The sequence below is a fragment of the uncultured Shewanella sp. genome, from assembly GCF_947501665.1.
Classification (GTDB): Bacteria; Pseudomonadota; Gammaproteobacteria; order Enterobacterales; family Shewanellaceae; genus Shewanella.
This window is the reverse complement of record NZ_CANMWS010000001.1, coordinates 67434-87756: the sequence shown is the minus strand read 5'-3', so window position 1 is coordinate 87756 and position 20323 is coordinate 67434. Positions and strand designations below refer to the sequence as shown.

The window sequence follows — 20323 nt, the reverse complement described above, 5'->3', positions numbered from 1 at the left end:
CCAACATGCCCAGAATTGCCCCTCGCAGCTCTAAACTCGAGCCCAGTACTGAAAATGTGAGACAATTTTCATCAGAAAATCAAATCGACTCCCCAAAGCTAGACATATTTTGGAAAGAGATCACAGAATCTGTATTGCTAACGGCCAATAAATTACATTTAGCTTATTGCTTTATTAAACACCCCAACTCGACTCGCGCCATCGTGATCAGTAACGGGCGAGTAGAATCTTATTTAAAATATAAAGAGTTAATATTCGATTTATATCAACAAGGCTATAGTGTTTATGCTATTGATCATCGAGGCCAAGGTTTATCCAGTCGCATAACCCTAAACCCACAGCAGGGGCATATCGACAAGTTTTCCACTTATATTGATGATTTCAGCTTTTTTATCGATAAAGTCGTGTTACCACAACAGCATAAAACATTGTTCCTACTGGGACACTCAATGGGCTGTACTATTGGTACACTCTACATGCAAAAAGCGCCTAACACCTTTACGGCAGCAGCTTTTTCTTCCCCTATGTACGGGATTAAACTGCCTATTAGCCGTCGTTTTATTCGCTGGTTAGCCGAAAAGCTCGATAATCGGTGTATGAGACGAGAGCCTAACTATATTTTAGGCGGAAAAGATTATGAAGCCACTCCTTTTTCTAAAAATCACCTATCTCACAGTCAAGAGCGCTATCATTCTTTACTAAAATTGTATCAACAACATCCACAAATACAACTTGGCGCTCCCACCAATCATTGGTTAGTCGAAGCCATAGATGCTGCAGAAGAAGCAGTGCTAGTTGCACAAAATCCACCCGCACCATTACTCATTTTACAAGCGGGTAGAGACACAATCGTCGATAACCGCTCACAAAATAGAGCGGCAGGCATATTAACAAAAATTTGTACCAGTTCAACGCATCAGCAAATCCAGCTCATCTCGATCCCCGATGCCAGCCATGAGATTTTTATTGAAAAAGATAAACCACGCAGTTTAGCACTTAACAGTATTCTTGATTTTTTTGCACTACACGCCTGAAGATAGTTCGACTAAAGCGTTTGTTTCTCTAACGAAGCAAATGCTTGTTGATCTTTCATTTCACTGAGTAATTGAATAAAACCTTTCTCTTGGCGCATAACCTGAAAACTAGGATGCTGTAAAGTTAATGTATAAGATAGCCAGCCTTGATTAATAGCTTGAATTAAATATCGATAACTCACTTTATTCTCACCTTTTTTTGCATAAATAACCGCTAAATTAAAACTGTCTTCCGGTCTATCAGACCCTCTTTCAAGTCTGCGCTTGATAGTATCAATCAGTGATTTAGCTTGGCCACTGTCAAGTTTTATTTGTGTTAATAATTCAAATAATTTAGCTTTATCTTGCACACGAATGCTGGGATTTTTCTTCAACGAAACCACAAGCGGCTTAATTAATTTAGTCTCATTTAAATACAAATAACTTTGCGCTAAACCTAATCGAAATTGCCACTGCTTAGGAACAGATCTTAACTGCTTAAGATAATGTTGTTTAGCTTCATAAAATAACCCCTGCCTCATATACCATTGCCCTTGTGCATCATTGGCAAACACAGAGTCTGGCTGTAATAATAACGCTTTATTTAACCACTGCTGTGATTCAACATATTGCTCCAACGCCATAAAATTCAAAGCTTGATGTACCATACTCACACTATTTTGAGGATCGATTTCAAGTGCCTTACTGCTCCATTGAAAGGCTTGGGCAAGTAAGCCCATTTCACGATAAATAAAGCCTAAATTAGACATCGCTTCATTGAAATCAGCCTGTTTGTGCAAAGCTTTTAAATTAGCAATCACCGCTTTAGCTAACCAACCTTGATTATAATAAGCCAAGCCCAACGCCTTATATCCTGCTGCTAAGTCGGGATCCAAGGCAATTGCCTTATAGGCAGCTTCAATGGCTTTTTGTTGCCACTGAACAGGGCCATTAAATTGAAATACACCTTGACTATACGCATCGGCAAGCCCTGCATATGCAGGCGCTAAATCCGCATCGATTTCGATAGCAGAGTGAAATAAATCAATAGCATGCCGATTATCTTCATCACGATAGCGATGATAATAAACAAGGGCTTTTTGGTAGAGCTGATCTGAAAAACGCGCTTCTTTCATCCCTTGGCTCACTTTGTCAGCCTGTGAATGAGTATCCTCTTTTAAAGATGTCATCAACGCTAACGGAACCTGTTTTGATGAACTCAATGAAAACATGACCATCAACAAGAACACACCTAAGCTCATAGCAAGTAGCATTATTTTCCAATAAGCCAACACACTTGCAGCTGATGCTTGTGCCGCATCAGCTCGCTGTACTGCATCTTTGATTGATTGCTGAATATGGCGTTCAACCCCTTGTTCTGCACTAGGATAGGAGCTCCCTAATACGTCACTTGATTGACGAGCCGAGTACTGCGCTGAGCCAGACTCTTCGCTCAGCTTTTGCACCACTACCTTTGGAAAAATGCGGTAACCCCGCCCTCGAACAACCTCAATATAAACCGGTGAGTTAACACTGTCTTTTAACGATTTTCTCAGTAATTTAACCCGCTGTTTTAAAGTTTCATCACCGACCACTAAGTCTGGCCAAACTTGCTGCATTAACGTTTCTTGAGACACAATGCCTGGCGCTGCATCACATAAGACGCAGAGTAATTGATAACTCAATCGTGGCAAGGCCACCTCTTCCCCGCTCTCTCTGACTAGCGTTCCAAGTTGCGTGTTCAGCACTAAATCAGCAAATTGATATTGATTATAAATAACGCGGTCCCTCAGCTTGCACCTTAACGTATACTTTACCTTTTTCACCCATTAAAACAATCTGTTTTACCTTTAATTCACCACAACTTCACCTTAACTTCAAGTACATCCTTTAAAAGTGATTAGGCTAATAAGACCTTATTTTTATTATGCAAAGTCAGTTATATGATCAATAACAGTACGATTAGTGATACACATTCAAATTATTCCGCCACAACAAGCTCCCACCCAAAAGGATTGTATGTGTGCTTTTTCACAGAAATGTGGGAACGCTTTAGTTTCTATGGATTAAAAGCATTACTTATCTTCTACTTAACAGAACACTTTCTCTTTAGTGATAAAGAAGCCACCCAAATATTTGGTAATTTTTTTGCCCTTGTTTACGCGCTTCCGCTTTTAGGTGGCCTAATTGCCGATAGGTACCTAGGTTATAAAAAAGCCGTTATTTTAGGCGGTGTGTTATTGTGCTTGGGCCACTTAGGAATGGCATTTGAAGGTATGCCCGCTTATATCAATAGTAAAGGCGTTAAAATCGACAGCACTGGGCTGAATACCTTTTACTTATCCTTGTCTTTTATCATTGTCGGTATTGGTTTTTTAAAACCCAATATTTCAACCATTGTCGGACAACTCTACTCAACCAATGATCCCAGAAAAGACGCAGGCTTTACCCTATTTTATATGGGCATAAACTTGGGGGCAGCACTCGCTGCGATTATTTGTGGTTATATTGGTCGTCAATATGGCTGGCATTATGGTTTTGGGCTCGCAGGGATTGGCATGCTCATTGGTTTGTGTATTTTTACACTCAACCAAGCTCACCTCATTAATGCATCAGAAAACGAATTAAGTCACCAAAGTCTACAGCCTAAACGTCTCGGCATATTCAAAGTCAATCATCTCATTTACCTCACAGCGCTCATACTTATCGGGTTAATTTCACTTATTGTCAGCAATCATCAAATAGTAGGTACATTATTAGGCCTCACATTCATCATTGCCAGTGTGGGGCTCATTGTTTACTGCCTGTATGAAAAGTCGAAATCAGTAAAGCAACATCTCTACGCCGCATTAAGCCTGATCATGATGTCAACGGTCTTCTTTCTTTGTTTTTTACAATCGGGCAGCTCAATGAACTTGTTTGCAGAAAGGATCACCGATAGATCTTTATTAGGAATAACCATTCCCGCGCCCATGTTTCAATCTTTAAATGCCATTTTTATTATATTAATGGCACCGTTATTTTCTAAACTTTGGCTTAAACTTAATGAAAAAAATAAAGCACCAAGCACACCCATTAAATTCTCTATTGGCCTCTTTTTAGTCGGCCTTGGGTTCGCTGCACTCGTCATAGGCCTTTATTTGTCTAACAATCAACATCAAGTCGCGATGACTTGGCTGATCAGCGCCTACTTTCTCCATACTCTGGGTGAACTATGTATCTCGCCCATTGGTTTATCCATGATCACCAAGCTATCGACGCCAAAAATGGCAGGGCTTATGATGGGACTGTGGTTCTTAGGCTCAGCCATCGCCGAATATATTGCCGCCTTTTTAGCGGGTAATGTAGGACAAATAGACAATCTATCAACACTCGCAGGAGAAGCGGCTCAATCTTTGAGTCAGCATCAAATTTTCACCTCACTCTATACCGATATCATGTGGATAGCCTTCATCGGAACCGCCGTCACCTTATTGCTTACGCCACTGATTAAACGTTGGATGGGGGATATTGATTAATTATCGAATAAAAAAATATTAAGTGACATACTTAATGTCACTTTCCCTTTATTCCTACCCTTTTGGCTCGCCCTAAAAATTAACTTACATCAACCCAACCAATACAAACAAAAACATAACAGATATTAACATTCATGTCGCTTTAGCCTGTTGTAAACCAATCAAAGATATAGGTAAAACGGGAGAGCCATATGCAAGAGGAATTTTATTTACCAATAAATATTAATGAGTTAATTGTATTATCTTCTTGTTTGACTAGCATCATCATTAGCTTAGGATTACTGTTTATTTATCACTCCTCATTAAATAAAAATATTAACAGTAAAGTGAATCATGTTATTACTCAGTGTCTCAATAACAAAGCCAGCATCGCTGCCCACAAGCAATATCAAAGACTGCATGATATCTACCTTGATTCGTTAAATGTTCAACCTTTAACGAGAAATATTGATTATTTTCATGTCATCAAAATCTACGCACAATACCAACACATTTATACACAGGCTGCCTCTTTTATTGACAAACAAAGCAAAGAAAACATTAAAGAAAAGCAACACCAAGGTACACAATACCTTGCTTTGTTAGCCTATCGACATGCAAATGGATTAGTGATCACCCAAAAACACGTCAATGACATCAAAAAGCTTAAAATTATGTATATTCAAGAAACCCAATACGCCATCGCCAAAAGCTTAGACTCATGGGCAAGGTATACCCAATAAAAGTATTTTTAGGAGTGCAAAGTCCCTAACAAGACAAATTAGTCTAAAATAAAAGCTATGTACCCTTTAGTACTATCGAGATAAAACAGTATTAAAGCTTCTCAATAGAGACTAACGCTCAAGGATGATGCCCATGCCAATTTGTCAATATTGCCAAAAACATTATCACGCCTCATTAAGTCTTTGCCCTCACTGCCTTTCGCCGAGAGGTCCACAAACGCCTCAAAATGACACCCTAGAAGCCCGCTTCCCAAGCAAAACCATGACACCAGCACTTGCAATAGCCATTTTTTTATTGCCTCTTATTTTTTCTTGGTTCACACTTCAAAAGGGGTATAGTGATTTAAGTAAAACCCTGTCTATTAGCTGGCTTGGCGTATTCATTTTCTCATTATTCATTAATCTGTCTGCCATTGCAGCGACAACACCTTTAAGCTCTCAGATGATCATGTCAAACGACTCTCAGGTATCATTAACCCCCTCACAACCTACCGCTTTAATATGTATGTTGCGCTCACTTTAAACTCCCTCTCAAATCCAGCTAAATCCGCTAAGGTGAGAGAGTAAACTCATGGCCGATAGAATCACAGGACACGCTTTTACGACTCGTTCAGAAATTATTGCCCAGCATGGTATGGCTGCCACTTCTCAGCCTTTAGCCACACAGGTTGCACTGGATATACTCAAACAAGGTGGAAACGCAATTGATGCAGCCATTGCCGCAAATGCCTTACTTGGGCTGGTTGAACCTACAGGCAGTGGTATAGGGGGTGATCTATTTGCCATTATTTGGGATGCAAAATCACAACAGCTTTTAGGCCTCAATGGCTCTGGACGTTCACCAAAATCATTAACCCTTGAGTATTTTAAACAACAACACTTGACCGCTATTCCCGCTTTTGGCCCTTTATCTGTCTCGACACCAGGCACCATCGATGCTTGGTATGAAATGCATGAAAAATTTGGCTCACTGCCGATGAACCTACTTTTAAAGCCGACCATAGACTACGCTATCCAAGGCTTTCCCGTGACTGAAACCATTAGTCTTGAAATGGCTCAAAGTGCCAAACATTTACAAGGCTTTGCGAATTTTTCACCGACTTATATGCTTAACGGAAATACGCCTGCAAAAGGAGATATTTTTAAAAATCCACATTTAGCCCATACGCTAACACACATAGCTAACAATGGCAGAGCTGGATTTTACCAAGGAGACATTGCCAACACGATTGCCACTTATATGAAAAAAAATGGCGGTTTTTTAAGTGAAGAGGATCTCAATCAACACAGATCAGAATGGGTCAACCCCATTTCCACTCAATATCGCGGTTTTGATGTATGGGAACTCCCTCCAAACGGACAAGGTATTGCCGTACTGCAAATCCTTAACATGCTGGAACAACATGATATTGCATCCATGGGTTTTGGTAGTGAAAGATTAATCCACACCCTCATTGAAACCATCAAGCTGGTTTATGAAGACAGAGCCAAATTTTACTGCGATCCAGATTTTAATCACATTCCCATCAAGGAACTGCTATCCAAAGATTATGCTAAAATGCGTAATAAACTCATCAAACACCAAGCCAATCAACAAGTCGCATCTGGGTTACCTATATCCCATCACGGCGATACCGTATACCTCACTACCGCAGATAAACAAGGCAACATGGTATCATTAATACAAAGCAACTACCGCGGCATGGGCTCTGGCATGACACCGACAGGGCTAGGCTTTGTCCTACAAAATAGAGGCCAACTCTTTAGCCTAAATTCACAAGACTATAATGTATACCAGCCCAATAAACGCCCCTTTCATACCATCATTCCGGCCTTCGTCACAAAACAAGGTAAACCTTGGCTTAGCTTTGGAGTCATGGGGGGATTATTTCAACCTCAACTGCAAGCGCAAACCCTGATTAATCTCATTGATTTTAAAATGAATTTACAAGAGGCTGGTGATGCACCTCGATTTTTACATGCAGGAACAAGTCAACCAACAGGTACTCAAATGACCCAAGGTGGCAGTATTAGTTTAGAAAGTGGATTCAGTGCCAGCGTACTGCAAGGGTTAATTGAGCGAGGGCATAATATACAAGACTCCAACGGCAAATATGGAGGCTATCAAGCCATAGCATGGGATGATAAAAGACAAGTCTATTTTGGCGCCTCTGAAAGCCGAAAAGACGGTCAAGCAGCAGGATATTAAATTCAACAAGAGGATTTATGGATTATCTATCACTCGCCAAGCAAATAGCCACCGATGTGAAAGCCGCGCTACTCAGCGATTTAAAACATAAACAAGGTTTCTCCGTCCACGCTCAAAATGAAGCCGATACTAAATCAACACATCATGCTGACAACATAGCTTTTCATATCATCACACAACACCTAGAATCTTATCCTTGCCAAATATTCATGGAGGGATTTCAATTCCCCAAAAAAGATAATCCTGATTTTATTATTTATATTGATCCTCTTGATGGTTCACTAAATTGGGACCGAGGGATTGGCGATCCTTGTATTGCATTAGCCATCAGCGAACACTTAGATAATCCCACCTTTGACCATTTATGTTTCGCTTATGTAGAAGGTCTTCATTCTGGTGATTATTACTACACTGAAAATGAAAAAAGCTATTTTTATTCATCATTATTAGAAAACACTCAAGTAATCCAATGTAAAGGAAAGACTCAACTTTCAACGGCCTGTGGTTACCTAAGACTCGGTTATTCCAAAGCTGAAGAACAGCTATTATTTAGTTATCCAATATTTCTGCAATGCCGTGATATTCGCGCCATCGAAAATAGTAATATGGAATTGTGTGAACTGGCTCGAAATGCCGCTGATTTCATGATTGAAGCCCGAAAAACATCTGATTTATATAATCTACTCGCCTACCCTATTCTAAAGTATGCAGGCGGCCACATAGTCAACAAAGTTAGTGAAAACCTCTGCCATCAAATCATCCAACCTAACGATATATATGATTTTATTGCCACTACCAACCCATTATTACTTGAAGATATACTCACATCTCTCAACATTTTCAAGCAAAAAAAAGAGCATAAAACGTCACTAAGTACCTTTACGCTCTTATAAAAACAGTGAACATTCACTGATATACAATCTAAAATAAAATACTATTCATTAAAATGAATCCCTTGGTACTCGCACCCAACCTTCCATTAACACGCGTGCACTGCGGCTCATAATGGCTTTCGTCACTTGCCATTGTCCATCGATTTCACTTGCTTGAGCACCGACTTTCAATGTACCAGATGGGTGACCAAAACGAACATTACCAGACCTTCTATCTCGCTCATCGCCACCCGCCACTTCATAAACTAACGTGCCAGGAATGGCCGCAGCCACACCAATCGCCACCGCCGCTGTGCCCATCATGGCATGGTGAAGTTTCCCCATAGACAAGGCACGTACATTAAGATCGATCATGTCTGTCGAAATGGCTTTACCACTGGATGATGTATAGTCTTGAGGTTCGCCCACAATAGCAATTTTAGGCGTATGTGCCCGATTTTTAGCATCATCAATATGGTCTATTAAGCCCATTTTCACCGCGCCATAAGCGCGAACAGTCTCAAACATGGCCAAGGCCTGAGGCGCGCCATTAATGGCCTCTTGCAATTCAGTACCTTGATAACCCAGATCTTCCGCCTTAATGAAAATCGTCGGGATCCCTGCATTAATTAACGTCGCCTTAAGGACGCCGCTCACCACAATATCACTGGGAACACTAAGATCGTCAACAAGATTTCCCGTTGGAAATAACGCCCCTTCACCATCGGCCGGTGACATAAATTCCACCACCACTTCAGCAGCCGGGAATGTAACACCATCAAGCTCAAAGTCACCTGTTTCTTGAACTTCACCGTTAATCATAGGCACATGAGCAATAATAGTTTTACCTATATTTTTCTGCCAAATACGCACCACAGCAATGCCGTTGTCGGGCACCCGCGTTTTATCGACTAAGCCTGAGTTAATAGCAAATGCGCCAACTGCCGCCGATAAGTTGCCACAATTTCCACTCCAATCCACAAATGGCTTATCGATTGCGACTTGGCCAAACAAGTAATCGACATCATGATCAGCTTGAGTACTTTTGGATAAAATAACCGTTTTACTGGTGCTCGATGTCGCGCCGCCCATACCATCCGTTTGTTTGCCATAGGGATCGGGACTGCCAATAACACGCAATAAAAAAGCATCTCTTTGGGGGCCAGCCTCTTGCGCCGCAATGGGTAAATCCTTGAGATTAAAAAAGACTCCCTTGCTAGTACCACCTCTTATATAAGTCGCTGGCACGCGTATTTGAGAAGAATGAGTAGATGAAGATGACATTATGCCGCTCCTTTTTCTAAAAAATCCTGCGCGAAACGCTGCAGCACCCCACCCGCCTCATAAATTGACACTTCTTCAGCAGTATCGAGTCGACAAGTCACCGGAACGTTAACCTCTTCGCCATTTACTCTATGAATAATAAGGCTTAAATCAGCCCCTGGTGTACGCTCGCCCACCACATCATAAGTCTCAGTACCATCGATATTATAGGTATGACGATTATCTCCCTTTTTAAACTCCAGCGGTAACACTCCCATGCCCACTAAGTTGGTGCGATGAATACGCTCAAACCCTTCAGCCACAATCACTTCAACACCCGCTAAACGCACGCCTTTCGCCGCCCAATCACGGGATGAGCCCTGACCATAATCGGCCCCAGCTATAATAATCAAAGGTTGTTTACGTGCCATATACGTCTCAATGGCTTCCCACATTCGCGACTCAACGCCTTCAGGTTCAATTCGAGCTAAAGAGCCTTGCTTAACTTCCACTTGACCCTCTTTACCGATTTGCGTCACCATCTCATTAAAGAGTTTCGGATTAGCAAACGTCGCCCGCTGCGCCGTTAAATGATCGCCTCGGTGAGTGGCATAAGAATTAAAGTCAGCTTCTGGCAGCCCCATTTTATGTAAATAAGCCCCCGCTGCACTATCAAGCATAATGGCATTAGACGGTGACAGATGATCGGTAGTGATATTGTCACCCAATACGGCCAGTGGACGCATGCCTTTCATGGTTCGTTCACCCGCTAATGCGCCTTCCCAATAGGGGGGACGACGAATATAGGTACTCTGAGGGCGCCAGTCATATTGAGGGTTGTTATCCTTGCCGTATTCTACTTTGATGTCGAACATAGGTTCATACACTTGACGAAATTGCTCAGGCTTCACACTGGCGTTCACCACAGCATCAATTTCTTCATCACTGGGCCAAATATCTTTTAATCTGACGTCCAATCCTTCTGTGTCTTGCCCCAATACATCTTGCTCAATATCAAAACGTATTGTCCCCGCTATTGCATAGGCCACCACTAAAGGCGGTGAAGCTAAAAAGGCTTGCTTAGCATAAGGATGAATACGGCCATCAAAGTTACGATTACCAGACAATACCGCCGTGGCATAGAGATCTCGGTCTATTACTTCTTGTTGAATAAGCGGGTCTAACGCGCCACTCATGCCATTACACGTGGTACAGGCAAAGCCCACAATGCCAAAACCGAGTTGTTCAAGTTCAGGTAATAATTTTGCTTCTTCAAGGTATAGTTGCACCGCTTTAGAACCCGGTGCCAAAGATGTTTTCACCCAAGGTTTACGCATTAAACCTTTGGCATTGGCATTACGCGCGAGCAAGCCTGCCGCAATCACATTTCTTGGATTAGAGGTATTGGTACAACTGGTAATTGCGGCAATAATACAGGCGCCATCAGGCATTAAGCCAGCTTCATTTTCGACCGTACCACTAATGCCTTTAACCGCTAAATCCGTTGTCGATACCCGGCGATGAGGATTTGAGGGGCCAGCGATATTGCGCCCCACAGATGATAAGTCAAACTTAAGAACACGCTCATATTCGGCATCTTTTAAGCTGTCACTCCACAAACCACTTTGCTTTGCATAGGTTTCAACGAGGTTAACTTGCTCTTCACTTCGCCCTGTCAGTTTTAAATAATCGATGGTCTTTTCATCGATATAAAACATGGCCGCTGTAGCGCCAAATTCTGGTGTCATGTTAGAAATCGTCGCGCGATCGCCTAATGTCAGCGCACTGGCCCCTTCGCCGAAAAACTCTAAATAGGTCGACACCACTTTTTCATTACGTAAAAACTCGGTAATAGCCAGTACGATATCCGTCGCCGTAATGCCACTTTGACGCTGTCCCACCAGCTCTACACCCACAATATCCGGTAAACGCATGTAAGATGGACGACCCAGCATTACACTTTCGGCCTCTAATCCACCCACACCGATGGCAATCACCCCTAGGGCATCCACATGGGGAGTATGGCTATCGGTGCCCACTAAGGTATCCGGAAACGCGATGCCATCACGTGATTGCACCACAGGAGACATTTTTTCTAAATTTATCTGATGCATGATCCCGTTACCTGGCTGGATCACATCGATATTTTCAAAGGCCGTTTTCGTCCAATTGATAAAATGAAACCTATCTTCGTTGCGTCTATCTTCAATGGCACGGTTTTTTTCAAACGCATCGGGATCAAATCCCGCATGCTCGACCGCCAAAGAATGATCCACAATCAACTGTGTCGGCACCACAGGATTCACTTTTGAAGGATCGCCCCCTTTATCGGCAATGGCATCCCTCAGTCCCGCCAGATCCACTAACGCCGTTTGGCCTAAAATATCATGACACACCACGCGAGCCGGATACCAAGGAAAATCTAAGTCTCGTTTACGCTCAATAATCTGGGTTAAGCAAGCCGTTAATGTTTCAGGACTGCAGCGACGAACAAGGTTCTCTGCGTAAACACGTGAACTATAAGGTAGTGTTTTATAAGCACCTAGGCGAATAGCATCGACAGCCGCTTGGGTATCAAAATAATCGAGAGAGGTTCCCGCTAATGGTTTGCGATAAAGGGTATTCATAACTTAATTCCATGTACACCACTAAGGCATTCGATTGATTTAAGGATCTAAAAAAACTCATCAAATAAATCATTGCCCTAACGATAAAAACTTAAACATTCATACAAACAATATTTAGTCGTGATTGAGTGGTTTTTTAATAAAAAAGGCAGCTAATGCTGCCTTTATCGTCGCGATTTATCTTTCACTGATCGGCATTACTTTACGAGGCTCAGCACCAATATAATCAGCGCTAGGCCTGATAATACGATTATTTGAACGCTGCTCCATGACATGTGATGCCCAGCCCGTTAAACGTGAACACACGAAAATAGGCGTGAAAAGTTTCGTTGGGATCCCCATGAAGTGGTAAGCAGAAGCATGGAAGAAATCAGCATTACAAAACAGCTTTTTGCTATCCCACATGAATTCTTCGCAGGCCACCGAGATATCATAAAGTGAGGTATCTCCAAACTCTTGCGCCAGTTTTTCCGACCAAGATTTAATGATCACATTACGTGGATCTGACGTGCGGTAAATTGCATGCCCAAAGCCCATAATTTTTTCTTTACGCTCAAGCATACCCGCCATTTGTATTTTAGCGTCGCTTGGAGAGCTAAAGCCTTGGATCATATCCATGGCCGCTTCATTAGCGCCGCCATGCAATGGACCGCGTAAGGTGCCGATAGCCCCCGTAATACAAGAAAACATATCCGATAATGTGGATGCACATACACGAGCGGTAAAGGTCGATGCATTAAATTCATGTTCTGCATATAAAATAAGTGACACATCCATCACGCGGCGATGCTGCGCTGATGGAGCCTTACCCTTTAATAAATGCAAAAAATGTCCCGCGAGAGAATCTTCATCAGTCACACAGTCAATCTCAACATTTTCATGTGAGAATTTATACCAATAACACATGATGGCAGGAAACGCTGCCAATAGACGATTAGCCGCTCGTTTTTGTGAATCAAAATCCATTTCAGGCTCAAGATTACCTAAAAAAGAGCAACCTGTACGCATCACATCCATAGGATGAGAATCAGCAGGAATATGTTGCAACACTTCCTTTAACGCTTGGGGAAGATCCCGCAATGAAAACAACTCCGTTTTATAGCGATCTAACTGAGCTTTATTTGGTAACTCACCATTAAACAGTAAGTAAGCCACTTCTTCAAAAGAGGCATTATCAGCAAGATCTGAAATATCGTAACCTCGATAAGTCAAACCTGATCCAGACTTACCCACCGTACATAACGCCGTTTCACCTGCACTTTGACCACGAAGACCTGCGCCCGCTAATTTCTTATCCACCATCACTAAATTCCTTTCATTGGTATGCTGTAACTCATTCATTTGGTATTGATATCTTTGAGACTGATAGCTGCAACTCAGTAAGTCCCCCCCTTAAATAAGGGCAATCTAGCTTATTAAAGATTTTTCCCTTCGGCAAACAAATTGTCTAATTTTTGCTCGTAATCGTGATATCCCAAATAATCATAGAGATCCATTCGCGTTTGCATAGAATCGACCACCGCTTTTTGGTCGCCATCTTCTAAAATGGCACCGTACACGCGCTCAGCAGCCTTATTCATAGCTCTAAAAGCGCTTAATGGATACAGAACCATGGCCGCCCCCCACTCACCCAGTTGCACTTTATTCCACAGTTCAGTTTGACCAAATTCAGTAATATTGGCCAAAATCGGCACATTTAAGGCGGCAGCAAAGGCACGATAATGGGCCTCAGTTTTCACTGCCTCAGCAAAAATACCATCAGCACCCGCCGCCACATACGCTTTGGCACGTTCTATTGCCGCCTCTAGCCCTTCCTGTGCAAAAGAATCAGTACGGGCCATAATGAAAAAATCAGGATCGGTACGTGCATCTACAGCCGCTTTAATACGATCCACCATCTCTTCAGTAGACACGATTTCTTTATTCGGCCTGTGACCACAACGCTTCTGCGCCACTTGATCTTCCATATGCACAGCGGCTGCGCCGGCTTTTTCCATATCACGAATGGTTTTAGCAATATTAAATGCGCCGCCCCAGCCAGTATCGATATCAACAAGCAGAGGTAAATCACAGGCAGATGTAATACGCTGCACATCAACAATGACATCATTGAGTGACGTCATACCAAGATCGGGTAACCCATAAGAGGCATTGGCCACACCACCACCGGAGAGGTAAATGGCCTGATGACCAATTTTTTTCGCCATAATGGCCGAATAGGCATTAATGGTACCCACAACTTGCAACGGTTGATTATCTGCTAACGCCTGGCGAAACTTTTTACCTGCACTCATCTTTCCTCTCCCTGCTGTGTTTCAAGCTTGCTTTGTATATTGTTTTTTGAATATAGAATATGCCGTCTCATGAGCATTTCAGCCAACTCTTCATCTCGACTAGCGATGGCTTGTACGATATGTTTATGCTCATCAAATGCCGTCGTCACGCGAGGGCCACTCATGCCCAGTTGCACACGATACATACGCACTAAGTGATAAATACCATTTAATAACATTGAAATAAGGTGATGGTTTTTACTGCCGACAATAATGCGATAATGAAAGTCCACATCACCCGCTTCTTGATAATAAGATCCGCCAGAATGCACTTCATTAAAGTGATTACTTAGTAAACGATTAAGATCGTCTACTTCTTCATTTGACATGTTTTTAGCGGCTAAACGCGCCGCCATGCCCTCTAGCGATTCACGGACTTGATACAGTTCAATCAAGCCTTCTTTGGTTAAACTCACTACTCGCGCGCCCACATTGGCTTTTCGCTCAACCAAATGACACGATGCTAAACGATTAATGGCTTCACGGATCACCGCTCGACTGACCGCATACTTTGTCGACAATTCAGTCTCACTTAATTTAGCTCTGGGTGCGATGACACCTTCGACAATGTCTTTTCTTAATTGAAAAAAGGTCTTATCTGCTGAAGTAACGGCCTGTTCTTCGGTATGTTCAAACAAAAATGCCATAAAAGATAAAAAACTAAAAATCATTAATTGTCGACAATTTAGGCTTTTTATCGACTTTAGTCAAGTTTTAGTCAATTAATTGTCGACAATGAGTTTTATTTGACCTGAACTCGGGATAATGAGTGTGAGATAACCTCTTGATATGTCAAGATCCATGGTTTCAGAGTGCGTAAAAGTGCCTAATTCAAGGCGTATTCTTGTAAAAGAAAAGGTGCCGAAATGATTATTGCCTTTTAAGATGATGCAACGTAGAGGTAGCTGCTTTTACAGACTCCCAAAGGGCTGGAGGCCTCTTTATATGTAAAAGCAAGGCCTTTTATACTGCGTTACCGAACATTAGCTTAGAATCACTAGGCACGCTATTGAGCTGATCATCAAGAATGATGGAAATGTCATTTATGCAGGCGCAATTAATGACCTTGCCTAAAAGACTTTTCATTCGAACTGAATTCAACATCTTGGAGTATTACGAGTATATGAATTAAATTGCATTTATAATCAGAACGTTAATTTTGTTAATACCATAAAAATAGGTGAGTAAAATAAATAAGAAAGGCATTCATCAGCATGAGTTAAAGCATTTAGTTCAATTACTCATCGCCTTAATGCCATTAAGTTGAATGACCTTTATTGCTTGCAAATAAAAACAATGTTATTAATGATTATTATTTGTATTTCAAACTGAGCGAATAGATGCTTAAAGAATATATTTTATTTGTGGCCTTAGGATTACTATTTCAACTCGCGTCAATGATAAAACCTTTTAGAAAACAAGTAAAAAATAGAGAAAAAACATTAGATTTAGTAGCCTGTATATCTGTTTACCTTGTTAATATTGGGTTCTTTATGCTCATGGCCAGCCCCATATTGTTGGTTTCAGAATTGCCTTTCATGCAAGCTTGGTATCAATATACCGCTCCTTTATCGACAGGTATGCTATTAATTATCCATCTACTACTCATCGATTTGTTGTCTTACTGGGCACATAGGATCATGCATCAACAATGGTTATGGAACATACATGCTTTCCATCACTCACAAAAACATATTTGGTGGCTAGGTGGTATGCGAGCCTCACCAATACACGTGATGATGATGGGATTACCTCTCCTTATCACCGTTATTTTGTTCCCCGCACAATTTGATTCTTGGACAAGTTTAGTCATCCTTATTTTGTTTCTGGCTAATCAGCATTGGCTGCATAGCAATGTGACTTTTCCATTTGAAAGTAAATTAGTATATGTCCTCGTTACACCTCAAATGCATTTTGTGCATCATAGTAAAAAGAGAAGGTTTTCAGATTCAAATTATGGGTTCATGTTTTCTTTTTGGGATCGGCTATTTGGAACCTATACTGATTATACAAAACAGCCAAAAGATGATGTGTTAGGGTTAAATTATTCTAATTCAACACTCAGGTTAATACTTGGCATAGGACCTAAAAAAAGATTAAAAGCATCATTTATTAACACTGATATTCACACTGAAGTTAAAGTGGTAGAAAAATAAAATCATAAAAACGTAAAAGACTGAACCATAGCACATGACCCATGATGAGTTTAATCACTTTTGTAGTCAATTATCCGCCACCACTTATGTCGTACAATGGCATGGCTCCCATGTATGGAAAGTGGGTGGCAAAGTCTTCGCCATTGGCAATGTCGGGAAAAACAACCAACCCACATACACCTTTAAAGTGTCCGAGCAAAACTTTGTCTTTTTAAGCGAGCATCAGGGCTACCAACCCGCCCCCTACTTTGCTTCCCGTGGCATGAAATGGATACAACAAATTGACAGTACCCAAGACACCTTTGAAGCATTAACTTATTATTTAACCCAATCCCATCGTATTGTCTCTTTGGGCCTAAGCAAAATAAAACAACAACAGCTGGGCTTAAATCGAGATAAATAAATCAGAAGCCATGGATCAGCTATAATCTAACCATGTGCCATAACATATTCAAATGATGATGACTCTTTCTTATCAGCACGCACACTCGAAGACATTCTCTCCCCAAGTCGTTCTATTGACATTATTCATATCAGTATTAATAGCAATATTAACACTGCCCATTTCGGTCGCAAAAACTAACCCCACCACCACTCAAGCTGATAAAAATATGTTAATCACGACCTTTGGCAAGCCGACTTATTTACAAAGCTTACACTATCGAAAAGTGTATGATAAAAAGCCCTTTCCCGATGCAAAAATTTTTTATTACGACAATGGTGTTTACAAGATCCTCACTCAGGGAGAAAATCATTATGGCTTATATGTCTTAAGCGGCTCATTTACCGATCAAACCTATACCATCAGATTTATTTCCCTGCCTTCAGATGATTGGGGCCAAAAAACCGCCTTCCACCAGCTGACTTTTATCAATAATGATGCCCATACCAGTGGTATCTTTATTCAAAACGCCATTGTGGAGACTGGTGAAGCTCTCGCTCAACAAAATGGCACCTTTACTATCGAGAAAAATACCATTTATAATCCGATAAAAGAGCAATGGGATGAATGAGTATACTAATGAAGTGAATATACTTACAATAACTTAGCATCTCTTTATTTGTGTGCATCGACTTGAATCTCACTCCTTCAATTTAGTTTATTTGACGAAATGATTCTCGCTCTGATTGTTAGCTAGTTTACAGTGAATTGAAGCTTAACATCTTTTATAGAGAGTCATTATGCCTATAGACACGTGTTGCGCAACACGCTACAATCTATTTATGATCAAATCATTTAAACATAAAGGGCTAAAAAGGTTCTTTGAATCGGGTAATAAAGCGGGTATTCAAGCTAAGCATGAGCGACGACTCAGAATGCAACTCGCAGCCATAGATACTGCCAGTATTATTGACGATATTGATTTACCCGGTTTTAAACTCCATCCGTTAAAAGGTAAACGTAACGGAGTTTGGTCTATTACAGTCAATGGAAATTGGCGAGTGACCTTTGAATTTAGAGAAGGTAACGCTTTTATCTTAAATTATGAGGATTATCACTAATGAATATGCATAATCCACCGCATCCGGGTGAATTTATTTCCGATGTCTACATGGCGCCTTTTGGCTATAGCTGTCGCTTTGTGGCAAAACAGCTAGATGTTTCTCCTTCGACCTTAAGCCGAATTTTGAAAGCGAAAAGCGCCATAACGCCTGAAATGGCATTGCGCCTTTCCAAGGCATTAGGTCGTAGTCCTGAAAGCTGGCTATCCATGCAAGATCACTATGATCTTTGGCAAGCAAAACAGAATGTCAACTTAGCAAAAGTACATCAAATTGACTTTGCAATGACTTAATAGAATATACCGCTTCAGAATGACGGACGACATACCTTCGTCGTAAGCTGAAGCGTAAATGTCCATAGAAAATCCCCTGTTATATCCTTATCTAAAGGCCTGTTCAGCTTTTCCTTCATTAGCTTATGGCGTCGCCATATTCACCTGTTCTCTCGCTCATCAACATAATAATCTTCATTAATATATTATCGAATAATTAGCTTGGCTTTAATAAAGGGTCTAAAAAGCAAACACTGCACACAGCTTCGATTTGGCTTTATTTTTATTCACTGATTGTGATAGTTAGGGTTATATAAATTGTGACCTAGGCTGGGTCATTTAGTACAAATGGGTGATGGGTTGCACTTAGCTTTGTTGGTAGATTAACTGCTTAAAATTAAATGAGTTAAATCATATGCCCCTTGTTTCATACTAAAAGTATTCGTTTAGGTTTATTAGATCGTCTAATTGAGGACTTAAGCCATGCCTAGGCGCTGTTTTCGTGCCTTAACCATAACTTAATTTGTGTGCATCGTTTTAAAGATGATATGTTAAGTGGTAATTGGTTAAATTTAATCAATTTGGTGTCAAGATGGAGAAGTTACGGTTATTGATAAAAACAGGAAGCTATGGAAGCTATATTTAAAGTAATAACATCAAAAGTCATTAGTGAATTTAATCGATTTCCAAGAGTAATTGGCCTTTTGATTAGTAGGCCTAAAGAGTTATTTAGCTCTATAGATAATCATCAAAGCACTTTCTTAAAGGCTCTATCGTTTTCTGCTGTCATTTCGTTTTTAATAACACTATTAAGCATCCCTTCTTTCAAGACAAATCATGTTGAAGTGGAAAGTTTACTTTTAACTTTAGATGTTTTTATAAACATCATTTTACTTGTTATTTATTCATTAATTACATATATATCCGCTAGAATATTTTTCGGAAGAGGGGGAGTTCTCAGAACTATATCTGCTTTTTTATACGTATCACCCTTATTGGTCTTAATTAAGTTACTTGAGATACCGACCAGAATCGTACGTGATAAGGAGCTTCTTGCTGGGGCATTAACACCATCAACGGTTGAAAATATGACTTTGGCTATTAATTCAAACCCTTATCTTCTTGTTTCTGAGTTGCTTGTTGGCGTAGGTTATATTTGGTTTGTATGTGTATTATTTCTTTTGTTAAAAACAGTGCATAACTTTGGTTTTATGCGTGCCTTACTATCTAGCGGTTTAACTATGTGGTTGATATCTTTAGGTGTTTATTGGATTCAAAGGCCTGTTATCCATGTTTTATTAAATGCTTTCAGCCTTAATAAATAGCTAAGATAATTGGTTTTTTTATGAATAAATCAGTGTAGGCGTACAATATGAGGTCATGGATGAATGAATTAGATTTACAGTCTTTTGATATAAAAGTTGTTGGGCTAGGCCGAGAATATTTTCAGGAAATTCGTTCTGAGGAAGAGAAGTTTTTTTCAGAAAAAGGATTATATCTTAGTGTCAGTGAAGGTTTTTCTTCTCCTGAAGTAACACAAGTTATCATTTCAATTGGTAGTGGTGTCGTTGCTGGTTTAAGTGTTCATTACCTCATTAAATTGTTTGATAAAATTTTTTTAGCTAAAGATAAGGCCAAAAAAGAAGGACGTGTGATTCAAATTAGCGTTTCTATTGAAGAAAAAATACATATTAACAACGTGGAAATATCGACTGAAATCAAAAAGGCTTTAGACATAGTTGAGATAAAAAGTAACCAAAAATGAGGTACTGGCATAAGATTGAATAAATAACAATAAATCATTATTTATTGTTATTTTACATGTTGTTAGAGTA

General features: G+C 40.6%; 19 protein-coding genes. 13 read left to right on the top strand and 6 right to left on the bottom strand.

Annotation, left to right across the window (positions count from 1 at the left end; genetic code table 11):
- Nucleotides 1-5 precede the first annotated feature (5 nt).
- Nucleotides 6-1034: an alpha/beta fold hydrolase gene (locus Q0976_RS00405; RefSeq protein ID WP_299489687.1), complete on the top strand. Its 1029-nt coding sequence runs from the start codon at nucleotides 6-8 to the stop codon at nucleotides 1032-1034.
- Nucleotides 1035-1045: 11 nt separating this feature from the next.
- On the opposite strand, the gene Q0976_RS00400 is transcribed toward Q0976_RS00405, so the two are convergent.
- The gene (locus Q0976_RS00400; RefSeq protein WP_299489685.1) at nucleotides 1046-2761 is read right to left on the bottom strand and encodes a winged helix-turn-helix domain-containing protein; all 1716 of its coding nucleotides are present in this window, start codon (nucleotides 2759-2761) and stop codon (nucleotides 1046-1048) included.
- 195 nt (nucleotides 2762-2956) lie between these two features.
- Here Q0976_RS00400 and Q0976_RS00395 point away from each other — a divergent pair, with 195 nt between their 5' ends.
- The 5 genes from Q0976_RS00395 (at nucleotide 2957) to Q0976_RS00375 (ending at nucleotide 8355) form a co-directional block, all read left to right on the top strand.
- Nucleotides 2957-4531: a peptide MFS transporter gene (locus Q0976_RS00395; RefSeq protein ID WP_299489683.1), complete on the top strand. Its 1575-nt coding sequence runs from the start codon at nucleotides 2957-2959 to the stop codon at nucleotides 4529-4531.
- Nucleotides 4532-4722: 191 nt separating this feature from the next.
- Nucleotides 4723-5253 carry a hypothetical protein gene (locus Q0976_RS00390; protein WP_299489681.1) on the top strand — a complete coding sequence of 177 codons (531 nt, stop codon included), beginning with the start codon at nucleotides 4723-4725 and terminating at the stop codon, nucleotides 5251-5253.
- Between the two features lie 133 nt (nucleotides 5254-5386).
- The gene (locus tag Q0976_RS00385) at nucleotides 5387-5776 is read left to right on the top strand and encodes a hypothetical protein (RefSeq protein WP_299489679.1); all 390 of its coding nucleotides are present in this window, start codon (nucleotides 5387-5389) and stop codon (nucleotides 5774-5776) included.
- Nucleotides 5777-5824: 48 nt separating this feature from the next.
- A complete protein-coding gene (gene ggt, locus Q0976_RS00380; protein WP_299489677.1) occupies nucleotides 5825-7462 on the top strand; it encodes a gamma-glutamyltransferase in 1638 nt (545 codons plus the stop codon).
- 17 nt (nucleotides 7463-7479) lie between these two features.
- On the top strand, nucleotides 7480-8355 hold the full coding sequence (locus Q0976_RS00375; protein ID WP_299489675.1) for an inositol monophosphatase family protein: 876 nt from the start codon (nucleotides 7480-7482) through the stop codon (nucleotides 8353-8355).
- 48 nt (nucleotides 8356-8403) lie between these two features.
- Here Q0976_RS00375 and prpF read toward each other — a convergent pair whose 3' ends face one another.
- The 5 genes from prpF to Q0976_RS00350 all read right to left on the bottom strand — a co-directional run bounded on the left by prpF (nucleotide 8404) and on the right by Q0976_RS00350 (nucleotide 15228).
- A complete protein-coding gene (prpF, locus tag Q0976_RS00370; protein WP_299489673.1) occupies nucleotides 8404-9618 on the bottom strand; it encodes a 2-methylaconitate cis-trans isomerase PrpF in 1215 nt (404 codons plus the stop codon).
- Nucleotides 9618-12224: a Fe/S-dependent 2-methylisocitrate dehydratase AcnD gene (gene acnD / locus Q0976_RS00365; protein WP_299489671.1), complete on the bottom strand. Its 2607-nt coding sequence runs from the start codon at nucleotides 12222-12224 to the stop codon at nucleotides 9618-9620. Before acnD ends, prpF begins: the two co-directional genes overlap by 1 nt.
- 177 nt (nucleotides 12225-12401) lie before the next feature.
- Nucleotides 12402-13526, bottom strand: coding sequence for a 2-methylcitrate synthase (gene prpC / locus Q0976_RS00360; protein WP_299490162.1), 1125 nt, complete (start codon nucleotides 13524-13526; stop codon nucleotides 12402-12404).
- Between the two features lie 113 nt (nucleotides 13527-13639).
- Nucleotides 13640-14518 (bottom strand): methylisocitrate lyase, encoded by an 879-nt coding sequence (prpB, locus tag Q0976_RS00355; protein WP_299489669.1) that lies wholly within the window; start codon nucleotides 14516-14518, stop codon nucleotides 13640-13642.
- On the bottom strand, nucleotides 14515-15228 hold the full coding sequence (locus Q0976_RS00350) for a GntR family transcriptional regulator (protein WP_299489667.1): 714 nt from the start codon (nucleotides 15226-15228) through the stop codon (nucleotides 14515-14517). Before Q0976_RS00350 ends, prpB begins: the two co-directional genes overlap by 4 nt.
- A 669-nt stretch (nucleotides 15229-15897) precedes the next feature.
- On the opposite strand from Q0976_RS00350, the gene Q0976_RS00345 reads away from it, so the two are divergent.
- From Q0976_RS00345 to Q0976_RS00315, 7 genes are all read left to right on the top strand, one after another.
- Nucleotides 15898-16713 carry a sterol desaturase family protein gene (locus tag Q0976_RS00345; protein ID WP_299489665.1) on the top strand — a complete coding sequence of 272 codons (816 nt, stop codon included), beginning with the start codon at nucleotides 15898-15900 and terminating at the stop codon, nucleotides 16711-16713.
- 34 nt (nucleotides 16714-16747) lie between these two features.
- Entirely contained in the window at nucleotides 16748-17116 is a 369-nt protein-coding gene (locus tag Q0976_RS00340) for an MmcQ/YjbR family DNA-binding protein (RefSeq protein ID WP_299489663.1), read from the top strand.
- Nucleotides 17117-17231: 115 nt separating this feature from the next.
- Nucleotides 17232-17726 carry a hypothetical protein gene (locus Q0976_RS00335; protein ID WP_299489661.1) on the top strand — a complete coding sequence of 165 codons (495 nt, stop codon included), beginning with the start codon at nucleotides 17232-17234 and terminating at the stop codon, nucleotides 17724-17726.
- Between the two features lie 211 nt (nucleotides 17727-17937).
- Entirely contained in the window at nucleotides 17938-18216 is a 279-nt protein-coding gene (locus Q0976_RS00330) for a type II toxin-antitoxin system RelE/ParE family toxin (protein WP_299490159.1), read from the top strand.
- On the top strand, nucleotides 18216-18509 hold the full coding sequence (locus Q0976_RS00325) for a HigA family addiction module antitoxin (protein ID WP_299489658.1): 294 nt from the start codon (nucleotides 18216-18218) through the stop codon (nucleotides 18507-18509). The genes Q0976_RS00330 and Q0976_RS00325 overlap by 1 nt, the downstream gene beginning before the upstream one ends.
- Before the next feature lie 608 nt (nucleotides 18510-19117).
- Nucleotides 19118-19813 (top strand): YIP1 family protein, encoded by a 696-nt coding sequence (locus tag Q0976_RS00320; protein WP_299489656.1) that lies wholly within the window; start codon nucleotides 19118-19120, stop codon nucleotides 19811-19813.
- Nucleotides 19814-19872: 59 nt separating this feature from the next.
- The gene (locus Q0976_RS00315) at nucleotides 19873-20253 is read left to right on the top strand and encodes a hypothetical protein (RefSeq protein WP_299489654.1); all 381 of its coding nucleotides are present in this window, start codon (nucleotides 19873-19875) and stop codon (nucleotides 20251-20253) included.
- Nucleotides 20254-20323 lie beyond the last annotated feature (70 nt).

Coding starts and splice junctions, on each gene's coding strand:
- Q0976_RS00405 (WP_299489687.1), top strand. CDS start 6: ATGCCCAGAATTGCCCCTCGCAGCTCTAAACTCGAGCCCAGTACTGAA.
- Q0976_RS00395 (WP_299489683.1), top strand. CDS start 2,957: ATGATCAATAACAGTACGATTAGTGATACACATTCAAATTATTCCGCC.
- Q0976_RS00390 (WP_299489681.1), top strand. CDS start 4,723: ATGCAAGAGGAATTTTATTTACCAATAAATATTAATGAGTTAATTGTA.
- Q0976_RS00385 (WP_299489679.1), top strand. CDS start 5,387: ATGCCAATTTGTCAATATTGCCAAAAACATTATCACGCCTCATTAAGT.
- ggt (WP_299489677.1), top strand. CDS start 5,825: ATGGCCGATAGAATCACAGGACACGCTTTTACGACTCGTTCAGAAATT.
- Q0976_RS00375 (WP_299489675.1), top strand. CDS start 7,480: ATGGATTATCTATCACTCGCCAAGCAAATAGCCACCGATGTGAAAGCC.
- prpF (WP_299489673.1), bottom strand. CDS start 9,618: ATGTCATCTTCATCTACTCATTCTTCTCAAATACGCGTGCCAGCGACT.
- acnD (WP_299489671.1), bottom strand. CDS start 12,224: ATGAATACCCTTTATCGCAAACCATTAGCGGGAACCTCTCTCGATTAT.
- prpC (WP_299490162.1), bottom strand. CDS start 13,526: ATGGTGGATAAGAAATTAGCGGGCGCAGGTCTTCGTGGTCAAAGTGCA.
- prpB (WP_299489669.1), bottom strand. CDS start 14,518: ATGAGTGCAGGTAAAAAGTTTCGCCAGGCGTTAGCAGATAATCAACCG.
- Q0976_RS00350 (WP_299489667.1), bottom strand. CDS start 15,228: ATGATTTTTAGTTTTTTATCTTTTATGGCATTTTTGTTTGAACATACC.
- Q0976_RS00345 (WP_299489665.1), top strand. CDS start 15,898: ATGCTTAAAGAATATATTTTATTTGTGGCCTTAGGATTACTATTTCAA.
- Q0976_RS00340 (WP_299489663.1), top strand. CDS start 16,748: ATGACCCATGATGAGTTTAATCACTTTTGTAGTCAATTATCCGCCACC.
- Q0976_RS00330 (WP_299490159.1), top strand. CDS start 17,938: ATGATCAAATCATTTAAACATAAAGGGCTAAAAAGGTTCTTTGAATCG.
- Q0976_RS00325 (WP_299489658.1), top strand. CDS start 18,216: ATGAATATGCATAATCCACCGCATCCGGGTGAATTTATTTCCGATGTC.
- Q0976_RS00320 (WP_299489656.1), top strand. CDS start 19,118: ATGGAAGCTATATTTAAAGTAATAACATCAAAAGTCATTAGTGAATTT.
- Q0976_RS00315 (WP_299489654.1), top strand. CDS start 19,873: ATGAATGAATTAGATTTACAGTCTTTTGATATAAAAGTTGTTGGGCTA.